The sequence below is a fragment of the Nostoc sp. CENA543 genome (assembly GCF_002896875.1).
GTDB lineage: Bacteria > Cyanobacteriota > Cyanobacteriia > Cyanobacteriales > Nostocaceae > Trichormus.
The window spans coordinates 196721-217529 of record NZ_CP023278.1 but is presented as its reverse complement, the minus strand read 5'-3'; the positions used below and the strand labels follow the sequence as shown (position 1 = coordinate 217529).

The 20809-nt window shown below is 39.3% G+C and carries 2 protein-coding genes; both read left to right on the top strand.

Annotation, left to right across the window (positions count from 1 at the left end; all coding sequences use genetic code 11):
* Nucleotides 1–1046: 1046 nt before the first annotated feature.
* Complete coding sequence (locus tag CLI64_RS00925; protein ID WP_103135479.1) at nt 1047–9005, top strand: type I polyketide synthase; 7959 nt, start codon at nt 1047–1049, stop codon at nt 9003–9005.
* A gap of 39 nt (nt 9006–9044) precedes the next feature.
* The gene (locus CLI64_RS00920) at nt 9045–20756 is read left to right on the top strand and encodes a type I polyketide synthase (RefSeq protein WP_192881643.1); all 11712 of its coding nucleotides are present in this window, start codon (nt 9045–9047) and stop codon (nt 20754–20756) included.
* The last annotated feature ends 53 nt before the right edge of the window (nt 20757–20809 follow it).

Here is a 20809-nt window from a genome sequence, read left to right as displayed (position 1 = left end):
AAAAATTAACAGTTAATTTGGCATATTAGCCATTTATTACTGATAAAAAATCACCATAATAAATAGAGCGATCGCAAAAGATTGCTCCAGTTATCTTTGGTCATATAAAAATTACTTATTATTGAATCAAATTCTTGATTAACTCTTGTGACTGAGTCACAACTGATCAGCAGTAGAACTATAGCAACCAAGTCTACACTATAAGTGTTTTTGAAACAATAAGAGATTCAGATCCAATCTCATCTATCTTTCGTACTTTGATTAATGTAAAAGCCATAATGCTTATATGAATTGAATTTTAACCATTTAAGTTTGTTGTAAATTTTTTTTGAGTAGTGAGTCGCACAACTATTTTCAAGTCAAAGTTGGTTCTCTTCCTCAATACCGTCAGTTCCGGTAAAGAGCGATCGCTTGATTTTCCCTTTACCATCTTATAGCTTATTCTTATTATTGCAAGAATAAGAACTGGAATGATCACATTTTCACTGCAATAATTGTGAACATTTTAATTACTGAAGACAGTTAAGATATTTAAACCGTAATTGGGGATAGTTAAGTAAGTTAAGACATTTAAGTTAGACAGTTAAGACATTTAATTAAAAAGAATTTATTGGTATTGCATATTGACTTTAGTAGTGGGACTATATTATAAATTTGAAGATCAAAAAACATGAGATTACATATATTACTTATGTAACGGCAATGTTACATAGATAGTAGAGATTACAGGCGAAGCCATACATAATCATCTATAAAAAACTTAAAGATGTGATTGTTCATTTCACGAGTCATACTATAGACTTGGGATAAAGCATTAGTAGGATGTGCATCTGTTTTCATTTACACGAAAATTTTGTTATCAATTAATTTTCGTAAATCAACTAGATGACTACTACCCTTGATGCAAAAGCTATTTAGTTTATAGAAGAGACTAGTTTTAGCCCCAGAGAATTAAAGTTAGCAATAATAATAAATATAGGATGTAAGGTTAGTAAGAAACGATATTGAGTTAAGCATTTACCTAATCACTTGCCAAAAATAAATATATGAATGTTCCTCAAATCAAGAAGCTACTAGAAACTAACTTGTATGACCAACCAGATCAAGAATCCGAGCGAGAAGGAATGTTAAAAAGTTCAATTAGTTTTGGTGGGCAATTAGAAGATAGCTGGCGGACGCTTCCAAAAGTATTGAGTGATGCGGCTAAGAATGACAATCAAGGTATTACATATATTAGAAGTGACGGCAGCGAATATTTTCAGACTTATAAAAACTTATATAATGATGCTCTTGTTATTTTAGATGAATTTTATCGGCGCGGACTCAAGTTAGGGGATAAAGTCATATTACAAATCGGGAGAAATCAAGATTTTATTCCTGCACTCTGGGCTTGTTTTTTAGGTGGGATTATACCTGCACCTCTAAGTATTGCGCCCAATTATGATATCCAAAATGCCGCCGTTAAAAAACTAGAAAATGTCTGGCAGATTTTAGATAAGCCCATTATATTAACAGATTGTGAATTAATTAGCGAAATAGAAAAATTAACTACTCAATCTCATCTAAAAGGATTGCGGGTAATATCAATAGATGATTTACGCAGTCATCAAGCTCAATTAAACCAACCCCCAACTCACGAATTACCTCATCTTGCACCACTAGATCCAGCATTATTACTATTTACTTCTGGTAGTACCGGTCTACCCAAGGGTGTGATGTTGCATCATCGCAACATCTTATCAATGACCGCCAGTACAGTGCGGATGAATAATTTTACACAACAAGAAGTGACGCTAAATTGGATGCCCTTAGATCATGTGGGGGCAATAGTATTTTTAGGAATTATGGCTGTGGATTTGGCTTGTCATCAAATCCATGTGCCAATTGAACTAATTCTACGTCAACCACTCAAATGGTTAGACCTGATTCAAAAGTATCAAGCTACTATATCTTGGGCCCCTAATTTTGCATTCTCCTTAATTAATCAGCAAGCTGAAGAACTTAACAAATCTTGCTATGACTTATCCTCAATCAAATTTTTAGTTAATGCTGGAGAACAAGTTTCAGTCAAAACTATCCGCTTGTTTTTAGAAATTCTAGAAAAACATCAATTGCGGGATAGAGTCATTAAACCAGCATTCGGGATGACTGAATCTTGTTCTGGAATTACTTGGTCAGCAGGTTTAAGCAAAGATGAACTGATAGAAGAAAATAGTTTTGTTTCTCTAGGTCGCCCGATTCCTGGAGCTACTATTAGAATTATTGACCAAGATAACAATGTTTTGCCAGAAAACGAAGTTGGAAGACTTCAGATTAAAGGCCCTTCTGTGACTGAGGGATATTATCAAAATCCCGAACTCAACCAAGAAGTTTTTCAAGATGGAGGGTGGTTTACTACTGGAGATTTAGGTTATTTATATAAGGGTGAATTAGTTATAACTGGTAGAGAAAAACAAGAAATTATTATTAACGGTATTAACTACTTTGCCCATGAAATTGAAACAGCGATAGAAGAATTAGAGGGTGTAGCTATTTCCTATACGGCGGCATTTGCAGTTTTTGACCAAAACAAAGAAACAGATTTATTAGTCATTACTTTTAGTCCAGAATCCAATCGTCTTGAAGATGCGGTAAAAGTAGTCAGACAAATTCGTAGCCATTTAACGCAAAAAGTGGGAATTGCCCCTGCTCATGTGATCCCTTTGGAGGCTGAATTAATTCCCAAAACATCTATTGGTAAGGTTCAAAAAGCTAAATTAAAAAAGGATTTTGAACAGGGATTATTTGCCGATCGCATCCAAGCAATCAATGAATATTTAGCTAGCGATCGCCAAAAAAACACCAGCTTACCGCAGTCCGAAAATGAACGCCAAATAGCTGCTATTTGGTGTGAAATTTTACAACTTGACGCAGTAGGTTTACAGGATAACTTCTTTGAATTGGGAGGAAATTCTCTACATCTAATTCGCCTCCAAAACGAATTAGAACAACTTTTTGGTCGCCAGATACCGCTAACTGAACTATTTAAAAATTCTACAGTTGCTACATTAGCCCATTTCTTCACTGAAGAATCTAATTCCACAAAAGTTATAGCCGAAAAAAGTCGTAAACGCGCCGCAAATCGTTCAAGTAACTATCATGACACCCATGATATTGCGATTATTGGTATGGCAGGGCGATTTCCTGGAGCTAATAACATAGATAGTTTCTGGGAAAATCTCAAGAATGGAGTCGAAACAATATCCTTCTTTTCTGAAGAAGAATTACTAGAATCGGGAGTTTCTCCGCAACTTTTCCAGCAGCCTAACTATGTTAGAGCTAGACCGATTCTGGATAACGTAGAATCCTTTGATAGTGAATTTTTTGGCTACACAGATCGAGAAGCAGAATTACTCGACCCACAGCAACGTTTACTGCTCCAATGTAGCTGGGAGTGTTTAGAAAACGCTGGCTATAATCCTAACTCCTATGAGGGAGCGATTGGGATGTTTGCTGGGGCAAGTATGAACACCTACTTGATCAATAATTGCTATCCAAATCGCGGCCAATTAGATAGCAATGATGAGTTGCAACCCTTCACATTAGATTCGATGGGAGGGTTTCAAACGATGGTGGCTAACGACAAAGACTATTTGACTACGCGAATTTCCTATAAATTGAATCTGCGTGGCCCTAGTGTCAATGTCCAGACAGCCTGTTCCACCGGACTAGTAGTGGTACATCTAGCCTGTCAAAGTTTACTCAATGGTGAAAGTGACATGGCTTTGGCTGGAGCTGCTTCTATCAACTCCCCCCAAAAGATAGGTTATTTGTATCAAGAAGGTTTGATTGTATCTCCCGATGGCCATTGTCGCGCCTTTGATGCCCAAGCGAATGGGACGATTTTTGGCAGTGGGGTTGGGGTTGTGCTGCTGAAGAGATTAAAAGATGCTCTAGCAGATAACGATCATATCTACGCTGTGATTAAGGGTTCTGCAATTAATAACGATGGTGGGACAAAACTAGGATTTGCAGCACCTGGAGGAGAAGGTCAAACTTCAGTTGCAGCCGAAGCACTAGCCTTTGCCGGAGTCGAACCTGATACTATTGGCTTTGTGGAAGCTCATGGTACAGGTACGAAACTCGGAGACCCCATTGAAATCGATGCTTTGGCTAGGGCATATAGCACTGCAAACCAAGGAGAGTGCGCTTTAGGATCGGTCAAGACCAATATCGGACATATGCAAATTGCTTCTGGTATCGTGGGTCTAATGAAAGCGGCTTTAGCTCTCAAACATCAAATTATTCCCCCGACTCTACACTTCAATACTCCTAACCCCCAGATTGATTTTTCCAAAACTCCTTTTTATATCAATACCGCAGCCGTACCCTGGACTACAAAGCAACAAGATGGCAAACAATTGCCTCGACGTGCGGGGGTTAACTCATTAGGAATTGGTGGTGTGAATGCCCATGTGGTATTAGAAGAAGCACCCGCCATGATTCCCCAACCTAACGACATCAAGCGTCCTCACCATTTACTCACACTTGCTGCCAGAACAGAACAGGCTTTAATAGATTTAGCAAAAAGCTATGCAGAATTTCTGGAAAACCATCCCGAAAGCGATATCTGCGATGTAGTATTCACAGCCAATACTAGCCGAGTTCATTTTCAGAATCGTTTGGCGGTGACTGGTTCTGAAGTTAATGATTTTGTCAGTAAATTACATCAGTTTAGACAACAAAATCTAGAGTCAGTAATTCACGCGCAAGTTGATGAAAAGCAGCCTCCCAAAATTGCCTTTTTGTTCACGGGACAAGGTTCTCAATATCCGGGAATGGCTCATCAACTTTATCAAACCCAACCGACTTTCCGGCAAACTTTAGACCGATGTGAAACGATATATCAAGAACTAACTGGTCAATCTTTACTACAAGTCATCTTTGCTAATTCTGATCTAGATTTAAATCATACATCTTATACTCAACCAGCTTTATTTGTGATTGAAGTAGCACTGGCTCAATTATGGCGTTCTTGGGGTATTCAGCCGACTGCTGTTTTAGGGCATAGTTTGGGTGAATATGCTGCTGCTTGTTTTGCCGGAGTTTTTGATATTGAAAGTGGTTTGAAACTGGTCGTACAACGAGCCAATTTAATTGGCGAATTACCCGCAGATGAGGGAGCAATGGCTGCCGTTTTCTTAGATGAAAAATCTGTGCGGCAATTATGTAAAAATCAAGGGATAAAAGTGGCGATCGCAGCCATCAATGCAGAACAACATACAGTCATTTCTGGCGAACAAACAATCATTCAACACCTTTGTGAACACTTTACTAACGCTGGCGTGAAAGTTCGTCAATTAAAGGTTTCTCATGCTTTTCATTCACCACTCATAGCACCCGTATGCACAGAATTTAGAAATACCCTGCAAGAGATTGATTTTGCCAAACCTCAAATTCCGATTATTTCCAACTTAACAGGAGAAATTGCAGATGAGAGCATTGTAACTCCTGATTATTGGATTCAACATTTGCTGCATCCCGTGCAATTTTACCAAGGAGTTTTGTCTCTCCAAGCTCTAGGATGTGATACTTTTATCGAAATCGGCCCCAAACCTGTTCTTTTAGGCATTATTCAATCATCGATATCATTATCTAACCCTCTGATATTACCGAGTTTACGCTCAGGATTTTCCGACTGGGAAGTTCTACTAGAAAGTCTAGGTAAACTTTATGTGCGCGGTGCAGATATAGATTGGTTTAGTCTAGAAAAAGATTACCAACCTAAAAGATGCGCTTTACCTACTTATCCCTTCCAGCAACGTCAACATTGGATTCCCTTAAAAACTCAATTCCCAACTTCCAGGGAATCTGCTGTGGTTCAGATGTTGTCTCAAAAAGATACAAAAAATTTAATCCAAACTCTAGTAGAAACTGGGAATTATTCGGAAAGTGAAAAACAAACTTTATCGGTAATTGTTCAACAATTAATTCAGCTACATCATCAAGATACAGATAATTCTGATTTTGATAACTTACTTTATCAATTAGAATGGCTACCTCGGACTTTATTAGCTAGTAAAGTAGAGAATTTAGCAACAATTCAAACGAATTTAGACTCTTATTTGTCAGAGCCAATAAAATCCGCACAATTTTCAGGAGTTGCGTTAGCTTTTTCCTATATGGAAGAACTAAGTGCTGACTTCATTGTGCAAGCTTTAAAAGATTTGGGATTATGGCAAATAAATACTATCCTCTCTCCAGAAGACAGTTTAATTAAGGCTGGAATTAAAGAAGAGTATAGATTGCTATGGCAGCATTGCTTAAAAATATTGGCACAAACAGGCATTATCGAAAAGCAGGGTGCGGACTGGAAAATCATCAGTGAACCGCAACAAGAACGTCCTGATTTAACATTAGATGATTTGATATTTAAGTATCCAAATGCTGCTATAGAATTAACACTTTTTAAGCGAGTTGCGGCTAATCTTGCAGACATATTTACAGGCAAAATTTCTCCTTTATCCATCTTATTTTCTCAAGATGGTCAAATTGGAGCAGCAGAATTTTATAAAAACACATCTTGGGCAAAAGTTCTCCATCTTGGTATTTCTAAAACAGTAGAACTTTTATTATCTAATTACTCTGCATTAGAGCCAATCAGAATTTTAGAAATTGGTGCGGGAACTGGAGCTACTACCCATCAAATTCTCCAAGCTTGTGCTTCTCATCAAATTAGCTATACATTTACTGATATCTCACCATACTTTCTTGAGACTGCCAAAGATACCTTTGCTCATCCCTTCATAGAATACAAAGTTTTAGACATAGAAAAAGACCCTAAAATTCAAGGGTTTTCACCGAACTCTTATGATCTAATTATTGCGGCAAATGTATTGCATTCTACGCGAGATTTACAAGGGGAAACCTTACCTCATATTCGAGGTTTGCTGCGTCCTGGGGGACACTTATTACTCCTAGAACTGACTCATCAGTCCCGGTGGATTGATTTGATATTTGGTGTGACTCAAGGTTGGTGGCGTTTTAGCGAGAGCAATTTACGTCCAGATCATCCTATTATTGCAGCATCTACTTGGCAATCTATCCTCCGAGAATCTGGTTTTGCTGAAGCTGAATTTATTTCTCCTGACGAAAAAATTGGTAGTCCTTTATTTCAGCAAAGTATTATTATTGCCCAAAATGCCCAGGAAAACAGCAATATTTTGGGTAATTGGCTAATTTTTACTGATAATGAGGCAGATCATCTAGCTTTAGCAATTCAAGAGCAACTAAGCAAAGATTGTGGATATTGTGCGATCGCTAATTCCAGAATTAGCTCAGAATTAGAAGCATCGCTGGCTGCATCTACATCTTTGCGTGGGATTATTTATCTAGTCAGTAGTGGTGAGAGTGAGCAATATGAGTCTACTTTATGCGATCGCTCTCACCATCTTTTAAATCTTCTCCAGGCGATTAAAAAAATACCTCATCCTCCCAAATTATTCCTCGTTACCCAAGGCGGTCAACCCTTTGGATTAGAGCAACTATCTTTTGTGACTCAGTCTCCCCTGTGGGCGTTGGGACGCGTGATGGCGTTAGAAGAACCAGAACTATGGGGGGGAATGATAGACCTCGACCCCCACGCCGATATTGCTCAAAATCTTGATGCTTTACTGCTAGGACTGACAAACTCAGCTACAGAAGATCATCTGATGTTCCGCAAAGGTCAAGCCTACGTGGCGCGTCTTTCCCCACTGGAATCTCTACCTACAAAACCAGTCACTATCCAAGCTCAAGCCACCTATTTGATTACAGGGGGTATAGGTCATCTAGGATTGCAACTTGCTCGCCATCTGGTTGATTTGGGTGCAGAACACCTCATTTTGACTACACGTCGTCAATTTCCGCCGCGTTCTGAGTGGGATTCATCACCAGAATTTAAGGAAATAATTCAACATCTCAAAACTTTAGAACAAAAGGGAGTATCTGTAGAAGTTTGTCCAGCAGATGTGGGAGATTTTGAGCAGATGTCTCGTATCTTTACCAAGATTCAGCAAACATCTTATCCGCTTCGGGGGATTTTCCATCTTGCTGGAGTATCAGGACGCAAAGCTCAATTAAGCGAATGTACATTAGATGATATCGCCGAAGTTTTTCATGCTAAAGTTCGCGGTTCTTGGAATTTGCATCAGTTATCTTTAGCAACTCAATTAGACTACTTTGTATTGTTCTCTTCCGCAGGTGCAATTTGGGGAGCTAAAGAGCAAGGTTTATATGATGCTGCTAATCATTTTATGGATGTTTTAGCTAATTTACGTCATCTCCAAGGATTAACAGCTACTAGTTTGAATTGGGCATTATTAGCTGGCAATGGCATAGTTTCTCAAGAATATGAAGATTGGCTAAAACAAATTGGGATTAAAGAAATTCCCTTGCATAAAGCTTTTGCAGCTATGAATGCTATTATGGTATCTGGAAAAACCCAAGTTTTACTAGCTGATGTAGATTGGGCGCGATTCAAAAATATTTATCAATCTAAAGGCACTAAACCAATATTTGAGAAATTAGGAGAATATCAAACTTCAGCCAAGGAAATTCCACAGTCAAACTCTACACGTCATTTGCTAGAAGAAATTCCTCCAGGAGAACGTCGGGAACATTTGTTTGCATATATTGGAGAACAAGTAGCGAAAATTTTAGGAAATAAACAGATACCAGACCCCGAAAAAGGGTTTTTAGAAATGGGGATTGATTCTTTACTTTCGATTGAATTGAAAAATCGTTTAGAGAAAGGATTGGAAGTGGCTTTACCGGCTTCTTTGATATTTGATTTCCCTAATATTAGAAGATTAGTTGATTATTTGGTGGAACAGGTGTTTGGTTGGCAGGTTAATGAGAGGCAAGGGAGCATCCCTTTACATACTTCTCATCAATCTCTGAATGTTGTTCCTATGGAGGAGGAGGTGAATGAGGATTTAGTTTTACAAGAGCTTGCAGATTTGGAGGCTTTTTTGGGTAATTCTTGATTTTTTGGCTCACATAGAGGCGCAGAGGAAGGAGAAAAGATGGAGTTGGAGATATCAAGTAACGATAAGTCTGTCCAAGCTAGGGTGTTTAAGGCACTAAATGAGGCGAAGGAGAGATTAAAGGCTGTAGAAGCCCAACAAAGCGAACCGATCGCAGTTGTGGGTTTGGGTTGTCGTTTTGGTCAAAATATTTCCACTCCTGAAGCTTTTTGGTCTTTTCTCAAGGCTGGTGGTAATACGCTCACAGATGTACCTAGCGATCGCTGGAATATGTCTGATTTTTATGATTCAGACCGTAGTAAACCCGGCAAAATCTATGTATCTCAAGGCGGTTTTCTCGATGATGTGTCGATGTTTGACGCGCAGTTTTTCGGGATTGCACCGAGAGAAGCTTTGCATATCGATCCCCAGCAAAGGTTACTGTTAGAAGTGGGCTATGAGGCGTTAGAAGATGCGGGGATGGCTGCGCCTACTGCCAGAATCGGCAAAACAGGTGTTTTTATCGGCATCACCAACAATGATTATGCTCGTCTGATTGCACCAGGCGGAGATTACAGCACCATTGGTGCCTATCATATCTCTGGCAACCATATAAATGCTGCTGCTGGGCGTATTTCTTATCTTTTGAATCTTAATGGCCCTAGCTTGGCTGTAGATACGGCTTGTTCTTCTTCTTTGGTAGCTGTGCATTTAGCTTGCCGTTCTTTGCGCGCCCAGGAATGTCGCCAAGCGTTAGTAGGGGGAGTGAATCTGATTCTCACGCCGGAAGTACCCATCGCCTTGTGCAGAAATCAGATGTTAGCGGCTGACGGTAGGTGCAAAACCTTTGACGCAAGTGCTGATGGGTTTGGAATTGGTGAAGGTTGCGGAGTTGTCGTTTTAAAAAGGTTGAGTGAAGCCTTAGCAGATGGCGATCGCATTTGGGCGTTAATTCGGGGAACAGCTGTTAATAACGATGGTGCAAGTGGCGGCTTTACTGTTCCGAATGGGCCGATGCAGACAGAATTGATTCGTGAGGCTCTAGCTGACGCTCGTTTAAGTGCCGATGTCATTGATTATATTGAAGCTCACGGTACTGGTACATCTTTGGGAGATCCGATTGAAATTAAAGCGATCGCGGATGCTTTGTGTGTTAATCGTTCTTCATCCCAACCTTTGTTAGTCGGTTCTGTTAAAACAAATCTTGGTCATCTAGCGGCGGCGGCGGGAATTTCTGGCTTAATCAAGACGATATTATCTATTTATCATGGCGAAATTCCGGCTCATCTCAATTTGCAAAAACCAAACCCTCACATTAATTGGGATAGCTTACCTCTCCATGTAGTAACAAAAACTCGTCCTTGGACTCAAGGTAATGGCAAGATAAAAGCCGCCGGAGTCAGTTCTTTTGGAGCATCGGGAACTAATGCTCATGCAATATTAAGCGAACCTCCGCAAGTACAAGCCCCAACTCCAAATAAATTTCCTGTACTAGTTACTCTGTCTGCTAAAGATGAAGAACGTTTGCGTTTATTGGCTGCTAACTTCGTTGATTATATCGACCAAAAACCGGAAGTTAATTTAACTGATATTGCTTTTTCCCTCAATACAGGTCGTTTTCACCATAAACAGCGATTATCTTTATTAGTTTCCAACACTACCGATTTACAGCAACAACTACGGTCTTTTGCCAGTGGTAATCAGCAAGAAACTAATATTATTTATGGTGAGGTAAAAGCAAATACTAAAATTGCTTTTGTTTGCAATGAGGCAACAGCGATATTTGCGGGAATATGGAAAGAGTTTTTTGTAAATGAGCCTGTTTTTCATGATGCTTTGATTCGCTGCGATCGCCTATTTCAAAATTATTTAAATTTTTCTATAAAAGAGTTAATTGATAATCAGCAAGATATAAAAAATACCTTATATGTTCAACCAGCATTATTTACACTGCAATATGCTCTTTGTGAACTCTGGAAATCTTGGGGTATTTGCCCTTCTGCGGTTTTAGGTTCTGGATTTGGCGAATATCTAGCTGCTCAACAAGCTGGAGTATTTGCAATTGAAGATGCAGTTAAGTTGGTTGCAACTCGCGCTTATTTATTGAGCGAAGCGAATGGAGAAAGTAAATTTTCCGCTTTTCAAAAGGTAGCTGAAGAAGTTATTTATAGCAATCCCCAACTCACCTTCATTACTAATCATGGTGAAGTTGCGAATAGTTCCATCAAAACAGCCGCTTATTGGGTGCAACAGTTACATCAATCAGACAATGTTGCTAAAGGGATTGTTACTTTGCAGCAGATGGGCTATCAAATATTTCTAGAAATTGGCAATCAGCCCATCAATAATCTTGAAGATAGTAATTTAACAGCAAATGAAATCCTGAATTTATTTAGTTTAGCTAAAGATGGTAGTAATTCTCAACAAATCTCAAGAGTTATAGCCGAATTATATGTCCGAGGAGTAAATATTAATTGGCAAGAATTTCATCGCTCTCACCCTGGACAAAAAATTAGCTTACCCAATTCTCCGTTTATCCGCAAACGCTACTGGGTAGACTCTGCTACTAAATCTCATCATAATCGCTCTGGTCATCCTTTACTTGGCGATCGCTTCCCCTCTCCCCTATCTTCTATTCAATATCGAGCGAGTATTAGTCAGCACAATCCAGCATTTTTAGCCGAACATCAAGTTTTTGGTAAACCGATATTTCCCGGCGCAGCTTTTATTGAAATGGCGTTAGCTGCTACAGCAAGTCCTGTAATTTTAGAAGATATCGATTTTCAAAAGGCATTATTGCTGCAAGAAAAAGAAGATACCTTGCAGTTAATTATTGACAAAAATAATTTTCAAATCTATCAACAAAGTAACAATAACTGGGATGTACTGGTTACTGGAAAAATTGATCAATTAAAATCATTAGATGCAAATTATCATAATCTAGAACAAATAGCAGCTAATTGTCCAGAGCAGGTTGAGATTAATTCATTTTATGAAAGATATCAAAAATCGGGAGTCAATTACGGCATTAGCTTCCAGATAATCAATCAGCTTCAACGTGGTAAAAATACTGCATTTGCTCAAATCGAGTTAACAGATATTCAGTATTTAGAAGCAGAAAAATATTATTTCCATCCGGTGATATTGGATGCTTGTTTTCAGGCGATCGCTGCGATTTTATTTCAGCAAGAATCATCTGTAACTTATGTCCCAGTCCGAATTGCTAAATTTCAATTCTTCAAGTCTCCAGGCAATAGCGTCATCAGTGTAGCTCGACTAACTAACAATTATGATAACTATATTATCTCTGATATTGATATTTATTCAGAACAAGGTGAGTTACTCGTAGCCATTACAGGATTTGAACTGAAAGCTATTCAACGTCAAGAAATTATCCGCCGTGAAATACAACCACAATCTTACATAGAAGAGTGGATTACTTTAGCACCATTATTACCTGATGGTAGAGATTATTTACTAAATCCCGATGCCATTAAAGCTCAAGTTAAACCACAGCAATTAGAACAGCAATTAGCTGAAAAATTGCGCCAATACGAACGCTTGCTTGCAGAAATGGAAACTTTAAGCGTAAGTTATGTATGGGAAGGTTTAAAAGAGCTTAACTGGCAACCCCAATTAGGTAAAACTTATCAAGAAGAACATATTGCCGCTCAAGGTGGAGTAGTTGAATTTTATCGTCCTTTATTATCGCGGTGTTTAGCAATTCTAGCTGAAGAAGGAATAGTTACTCAGCAGAAAGATGGATGGTTATTAGCAAAAGAACCTGTTACATATTCATCTCAATTACAAGTTAAAAAACTACGTAGTGAGTATCCCGATTACCTTGCAGAAATTAATTTGATAGAACGTTGTGGTTCAGCTTTAGCTGCGGTGATGCGTTGCCAAACTGAGCCATTGGAATTACTATTTCCCCAAGGCGATTTGAATGCGATCGCATCTGTCTATTCTGATGCGGCTGGTGCTAAGTTGATGAATGAACTAGTCGCAGCCACAATTAAAATTGCATTAGCAAATTTACCAACAAATCGACAGTTACGCATCCTTGAAATTGGAGGTGGAACAGGTTCAAGTACCACCGCCATCTTACCAAACTTACCTCCAGAGCAAATTGAATACACATTTACTGATATTTCTTCTAGCTTTTTAACTAGAGCCAAAGAAAATTTCAGTAATTATCCATTCATTAAATATCAAACTTTAGATATAGAAAAAAATCCCATTACTCAAGGATTTCTTCCTGGTTATTTTGATATTATTATCGCTGCTAACGTCCTTCATGCCACAGCCGATATTAACGAAACACTAAATAACGTCCGTTCTTTACTAGCTCCTAATGCTCTACTCATACTATTAGAAAGTACCGGCGCGCGTCGTTGGGTAGATTTAACCTTTGGGTTAACAGAAGGATGGTGGTTATGCAGTCAAGATCCACTCCGCAATGGTTATCCATTAGTAGATACAAAACATTGGCAAAACCTACTCGCCAAGTATCAATTTACTGACATTAACATCATCGAACCAACTAACCCAGAGACACACAATCTATTACAACAAAGCGTTATCATCGCTAAAAATAACCTTTCTCCCCTCTGCGCCTCTGTCTTGAAAAGTTCAGATCGGAGGGAACCTCCGCTCCGACTTTTCGCTGCGTCTTTGCGCGAAATAATCTTTGCTGACACCAAAGGAATTGCCCAAACCTTAATCACCCCATTCCAACAGCGAGGAATTACTTGTTCCCTCATTTCCCCTCAAGACATTAACCCCGATAACCCCGACGATTATCTATCACTATTACAAAACCTGATAACACCGGAAACGCGTGAAATTATCTACCTCTGGCCATTACAAGAAATAGCAGGCGAAATTTATCAAACAGTAGAAATTCATTGTAGACGTTTTCTATTTTTACTTCAGGCATTATTACAACAAGAAAATCCCCCCGCCCTCATTCTTGTAACTCAAGGTGCTGTCCCTGCTAAAGAAATCACAACCTTAACTTCTCCAGCACAATCTTCCTTATTAGGAATCGCTTTAAGCTTAGTTTTAGAACATCCCGAACTCAATTTTAGAGCGATTGATTTAGATCCTCATCCACAAGATTTAGGAGAAAAATTATTTAGAGAAATCTACCACAACACCCAAGAAACCCGCGTCGCTTTGCGCGATGAACAACGTTTCTGTCCCCGTTTGGTAGAGCGCAAATTAGCAGACAGAAACATTAATTTCCACCAAGATGGCTTTTATCTAATTTCTGGTGGTACAGGTGGGTTAGGTTTAGCCACTGCACGATGGATGATAGAACGTGGCGCGCGTCATTTAGTATTATGCAGTCGCAGTGGTGCAGCAGCTCTCAGTCCTGAAATTCTAGCAAGTCTGCAATCCAGTAACGCAGACATCCAAATTAAAGATGTTGATGTCACAGATGGAGAGAAACTGCACACCTTACTAGAAGAATGCCGATCGCAATATCCAGTGCGGGGAATTTTCCACATCGCCGGCACTTTAGACGATACAACATTACTACGACTGACACCAGAACGTTTCAACCATGTTCTCGCGCCCAAGGTAAAAGGAACTTGGCTTCTGCATCAACTAACCCTGAGCGATCGCTTAGATTTCTTTGTTTGTTATACTTCGGCTGTGTCGCTCATTGGCTCGGCAGGACAAGCTAATGCTGCGGCTGCGAATGCCTTTGAAGATGCCTTTGCCTACTATCGTCATGCACATAATTTACCAGCTACAGTCATCAACTGGGGGCCGTGGAGTGAAATTGGTGCAGCAGTCGATCGCAACGTTTTAGAAAGATTAGCCGCTAAAGGTTATGATGCGATCGCACCTGATTTAGCACTCAATACTCTAGAAAAAATTCTGTTTCATCAGATTGTGCGTGCTGGTGTAATTGCCATTGATTGGCAACGTTTCCCATACATTAATCAAAGCTTTTATCAAAACTTCTTACCCCAAATCAAACCTAAATCTCAAGCTGTATCTAATCTTTTAGAACAGTGGCAAACCATACCTGTAAAACAGCGTCGTGATTTACTTATCCGCCAAATTAGTTTACGAGTTGCCACTGTTTTAGGACTATCAACTGATGAAGTATCTCCCCAACAAGGCTTTTTTGATATGGGGATGGATTCTCTCACTTCTACAGAACTTCGCAACCTTTTACAAACAGATTTTAACTGCTCTCTCCCCACAACAATTGCTTTTCGTTTTCCCAATGTGGACACTTTAGCCGATTATTTATTGCGGGAAATTTTAATTAGCTCCGAGGTGCAGAATCCTGCACAAAAAATAATACAAGAAATCCCCCAAATCCAAATTGAAAAATCTCCCCCAGAAAAACCACACCCAGAAGAAGATCCAATTGTGATTGTCGGGATGGCTTGCCGATTTCCTGGCGGTGCGAATGATTTGGAATCATTCTGGCAACTGCTAGAACAAGGGAAAGATGCCGTCAGAGAAGTTCCGAGCGATCGCTGGGATATGCAAGCATGGTATCATCCCGATCCAGATACACCAGGAAAAATCTATTCTCCTTACGGAGCATTTCTAGAGCAAATAGATCAATTTGATGCCGAATTCTTTGGCATTGTCCCCCGCGAAGCTGTCGCCATCGATCCTCAGCAACGCTTACTATTAGAAACAACTTGGCAAGCCTTAGAATCTGCTGGACAAAACCCCCAACAGTTACGCAACACTCAAACCGGGGTTTTTGTGGGGGCGATGACTCAAGACTATGCCCAGTTGAGTTACGCGCCAGAAGCAATCAACGCCTATACCGGTTCTGGCACTTCTGTAAGCGTAGCAGCAGGTCGTCTTTCGTATGTACTGGGCTTGCAAGGGCCATCAATGACAGTTGATACTGCTTGTTCTTCTTCTTTAGTAGCAGTACATTTGGCTTGCAATGCCCTACGGAATGGTGAGTGTGACATTGCCTTAGCCGGTGGTGTGAATATAATTTTAACTCCGGTAATTTCCTTAATTGAAAGTCGCGCCCATATGCTGGCACCTGATGGACGTTGCAAGACATTTGATGCGAGTGCTAATGGGATGGTGCGGGGCGAAGGTTGCGGGATGATTGTTCTCAAGCGGTTGAGTCAAGCCGTTAAAAATGGCGATCGCATTTTAGCTAAAGTCCACAGTACAGCTGTGAATCACGATGGCCCAAGTAGTGGTTTGACTGTACCCAATGGTGATGCTCAAGAAAAATTATTACATCAAGCACTCAAGGCAGCGAAACTCAAACCAGAGCAAATAGATTTTATCGAAGCTCATGGTACTGGAACAGCTTTAGGCGATCCGATTGAATTAGAAAGTATGGCTGCGGTATTTAGCCAACGTCCCCAAAATCGACCTTTAATTATTGGTTCTGTCAAAACTAATTTAGGACACTTAGAAGGAGCAGCCGGAATTGCTGGGTTAATTAAAACTGTTTTAGCCCTACAACATCATAAAATTCCTCCCCATCTTCACTTTGAAAAACCCAATCCCCGTTTTGATTGGAGTTCTCAAATTTTTGAAGTTCCAGTACATGGAAAAAACTGGCATCCTAGCCAAAGAGAACGCATTGCCGGAGTAAGTTCTTTTGGATTTAGTGGGACTAATGCTCATATTATTGTTGGAGAAATTGCATCTAATTCTCCACAAGCATCTGAGAAAAAGTTGTACCTCCTACCGCTCTCGGCTCGTTCTACAAAATCTCTCAAAGAATTAGCCAAAAATTATCAATACGCTTTAAATGAGTCTATTAGTTTAGCAGATGCTTGTTTTACTGCCAGTACAGGCAGGGCTATTTTCCGGCAGCGATTATGTGTTTTAGCTGACTCAAATACTACAGCCGAAAAAGCACTCGCTGATTTCCAAAAAGGTGAAGATTCTGATAATTTAATTACTCCGATTACATCAGAAACTCAAACAAAGGTAGTTTTCTTATTTTCAGGACAAGGTTCTCAATATTCAGGGATGGGACAAACTCTTTACAACCAAGAACCCGTCTTTAAAAATACTCTGGATCTTTGTGACCAAATCCTGCAACCTATTTTAGAAGAGTCGCTCTTAGATTTAATTTTTAACTTGGCAAAGAGCGAACAGCTAGAACAGACTCAAATTACACAACCAGCCCTGTTTTCACTGGAATACGCACTTGCCAAATTATGGCAATCTTGGGGAATACAACCTGCTGCACTTTTAGGACACAGCATTGGTGAATATGTCGCCGCTTGTTTAGCAGGAGTCTTTTCTTTAGAAGATGCTTTGCAATTAGTTGTTCAACGCGGTCGCCTGATGGGAGAACTACCGCATAATGGAGCAATGGCAGCAATTTATGCTGATTATCAAACAGTAGCCTCTCATCTGACTCCCTATGGCAATCAAGTAAATATTGCCGCAGATAATGGTGCAATTAATGTAATTTCTGGCTTGCGTGAAATTGTTGAACAACTAGAGCAAACTTTTATAGAGCAAGGTTATAAAACTAGACGTTTAGCAGTTTCTCATGCTTTTCATTCTCCTTTAATGGAGCCGATACTTGATGACTTCGCCAAGGTTTTACAGCAAGTTTCTTTCCATAAACCAAGTCTGAATATTATTAGTAATGTCACAGGTAAACCAATTGGTCAGGAAATTACTACTCCTGATTATTGGCTGCGCCATCTTCGCAATACTGTACATTTTGGTCAAGGATTTAAGTTTTTAATTGATAGTGGTTATCGTCATTTTTTGGAGTTAGGTTCAAAGCCTGTATTATTAGGTATGGCGCGGCTAACTTATCAGAGCCAAGAAATATTATGGCTACCCAGCATTGTACCTGGACAAGATGAACAGGCACAGATTTACAGAAGTTTGGCGACACTTTTTGTTAATGGCTATTCCATAGAATGGACAGAGGTATTTAAGCAAGGAAAGCGGATCGATTTACCTACTTATCCGTTTCAAAGAGAACGTTATTGGCTATCTAATTCACAATTTTCTGTAAGTGATATTAAAACTAAGCTACATCCTTTTATTCATGAGGTGAAAAAACTAGCTACGGGAGAAATTGTTGTTGAGGGAGAGATAAGTTCTGAGTATCCAGATTATCTGGAAGGACACAAGGTATTTGACAAAATCTTGTTTCCGGCTACGGGTTTTATTGAAGCGATTTTAGTAGCTAGTCGGCAAATATTTACTGATGATTTGGCGATTATTCAAAATGTTTCTATTCATCAGGGGTTAGTTTTATCTCAATCTCAAACTAAATTGCAAATTATTTTTAAGTCTAAAAACTCGTCTGGCTATAGTTTTGAGATATTTAGTAGTGAGTCAGCAAAAAATAATTGGGTGCTTCATGTTACGGGTGAGATTAATGTTAATGAGAAATATGAAAAGCTCACGCAAAGGCAAGGCAGCGCGTTGGGCGGGTTTCCCGACTTAAAGCGACTGCCGTGCAAAGACGCAAAGGAGGGAAGAAGGGAATCTGTTGATATAGCCAGATTTTATGAGTCTTATGAGCAGATGGGAATTAGCTATAGTAAGCGTTTTCAAGCTATTCAAGAACTCAGTTATTTCAGCAGTGGTTCTCAGGCTAAGATTGGTATCGATCGCAGTTTGGTAGATCAGCGATATTGTCTGCATCCTGTGCTGTTAGATGCTTGTTTACAGAGTATTGGTGCGGCTTTCCCAGAAATTCACGGACAGGAATTGCATTTACCTTATGGTTTCTCTTCATTAGAAGTATTTGGCAATCCTGGTACTCAAGCTTGGGCGCACATTGAGATTAAATCTAATACTGATGGTGAAATGTGCGTAGATGTGGAGGTTTACGATGAACAAGAACAGCTTTGCGCTCGATTTACAGACTTAACAGCACGACGGATTAATCCAGCAGTTTTACAACGTTTATGGCAAGAAACTGAAAACAATTGTTTTTATCAAATTCAATGGCAAAGGCTTGATGCAGTTCCAAAGATTACAGGACAATACCGAAATTCTTGGTTAGTGTTTGTACGTCCTAGCACAGCGTTGCAGCAGTCGATTGATTTATTACAAAAAGCTGGAGAAAGAGTTATTACTGTAGAACTTGGTGATGATTATAAATGCTATTCTCCAGAAAGTTTTGTCATCAATCCATCTCAAAAATCTGATTTTCAACGTTTATATCAAGAAGCATATCCATCGGGTGAATTTCCAACGGGTGTGATTTTTGCTTGGGAAACCATGCCTGTTGAAGCAAGTGCAGATACAGTTTACAACAGTTGTAATGCTGTATTGAATTTAATTCAAACTATTACTAGTAATAGGAAAAAATTACCTGATTTATGGTTAGTAACTCGCGGTGCAAATAAAGTGCTAGCTGAAACTAATTTGCAACCTGAACAATCTCCGCTTTGGGGATTAGGAGCAGTAATCAATCATGAATATCCGCAACTTCGTTGTGTATGTTTAGATTTACCAGCAATTGTAGAATCTCATGAAGCTGAATTTTTGTTCAACGAATTTCACGCTACAACCGATGAGTCACGCCTAGCTTTACGCCAAGGAAATCGTTATGGAGCAAGGTTAGTATCTGCAACAATTCCCGTAGCCCAAAAACAACAATTAGTTAGTAAAGAAGCAGCTTATTTAATTACAGGTGGTTTGGGTAAACTTGGCTTGCTCATGGCTCAGTGGTTATCACAAATGGGAGCTAGTCATTTAGTTTTGTGTAGTCGCTATGTCAAATCTCGACCAGAAGCGATCGCCTCATTAACTAAGAATGGTACACAGATTACAATTGTCAAGGCTGATATTACCTCAGTCGCAGATACGGAACAGCTATTTTCCCGTTTTGGCGCAGATTTACCCCCCTTACGCGGAGTCATTCACGCAGCTGCTGTCCTTGATGATGGGCTTTTAACTAATCAAAATTGGGAAAAATATCAAAATGTTATGCGTCCCAAAGTGGAAGGTACTTTATTATTAGACCGCTACACCCGCAATCTATCTTTAGACTTTTTCATAGCCTTTTCTTCTGCTGCTGTCATTCTCGGTTCACCGGGACAAAGTAGTTACGCTGCTGCTAATGCTTTTATGGATGCTTTAATGCAGCAACGACAAAGTTTAGGATTACCAGGTATTAGTATCAATTGGGGCGCATGGGATACAGGAAATGAAATTGAAAAACAACGTTTTGCTAATTGGGGTATTCAAAGTATGTCTGCTGATACCGCTATCAAATATCTCAGTGACTTAATTGTCAGCGACGTTGAACAAGGAATTATTCTTGATATTGATTGGTCTACTTTTAATCAAGCTTTCAACATTAATCAACCATTCTTTGCTGAAGTAATTACAACTAAAGCAGATAGCAAAGAGGCAAAATTGTTAGAACGATTAAAATCTGTACCTATAGATGAGCGATCAGAAAAATTATCGCAAGGACTTGAGCAAATTTTACGCGAAGTTACTGGATTATCTGCTAGTAGTGTGATTCCTCACCACACCTCATTTTTAGAGTTGGGTTTAAACTCGTTAATGGTACTAGAATTTAAAAATAGGTTAGAAAGTAATTTAGCTTGCACTTTACCTACATCTATAATCTTTGATTATCCTAATATTGCAAGTCTCAATATTTATTTACAGAAAGAATTGTTAGCAGATTCTATTAATTTTGAGATGACCCCAAATGACTATAGTGAAATTTTAAATCCTTATGACAGTCTCAATGAAGATGAGTTGGCTATACTACTTAATCAAAAGTTAGCGGAGCTTGAAGAATATGGAGATTAAATATTAAAGCTAAATTTCCATGTAGCCAAAATTTTTAATTGATCAATTAGGAG

Excerpts from the sequence above, each read along its gene's own strand:
- CLI64_RS00925 (WP_103135479.1), top strand. The coding sequence starts at position 1,047 with ATGAATGTTCCTCAAATCAAGAAGCTACTAGAAACTAACTTGTATGAC.
- CLI64_RS00920 (WP_192881643.1), top strand. The coding sequence starts at position 9,045 with ATGGAGTTGGAGATATCAAGTAACGATAAGTCTGTCCAAGCTAGGGTG.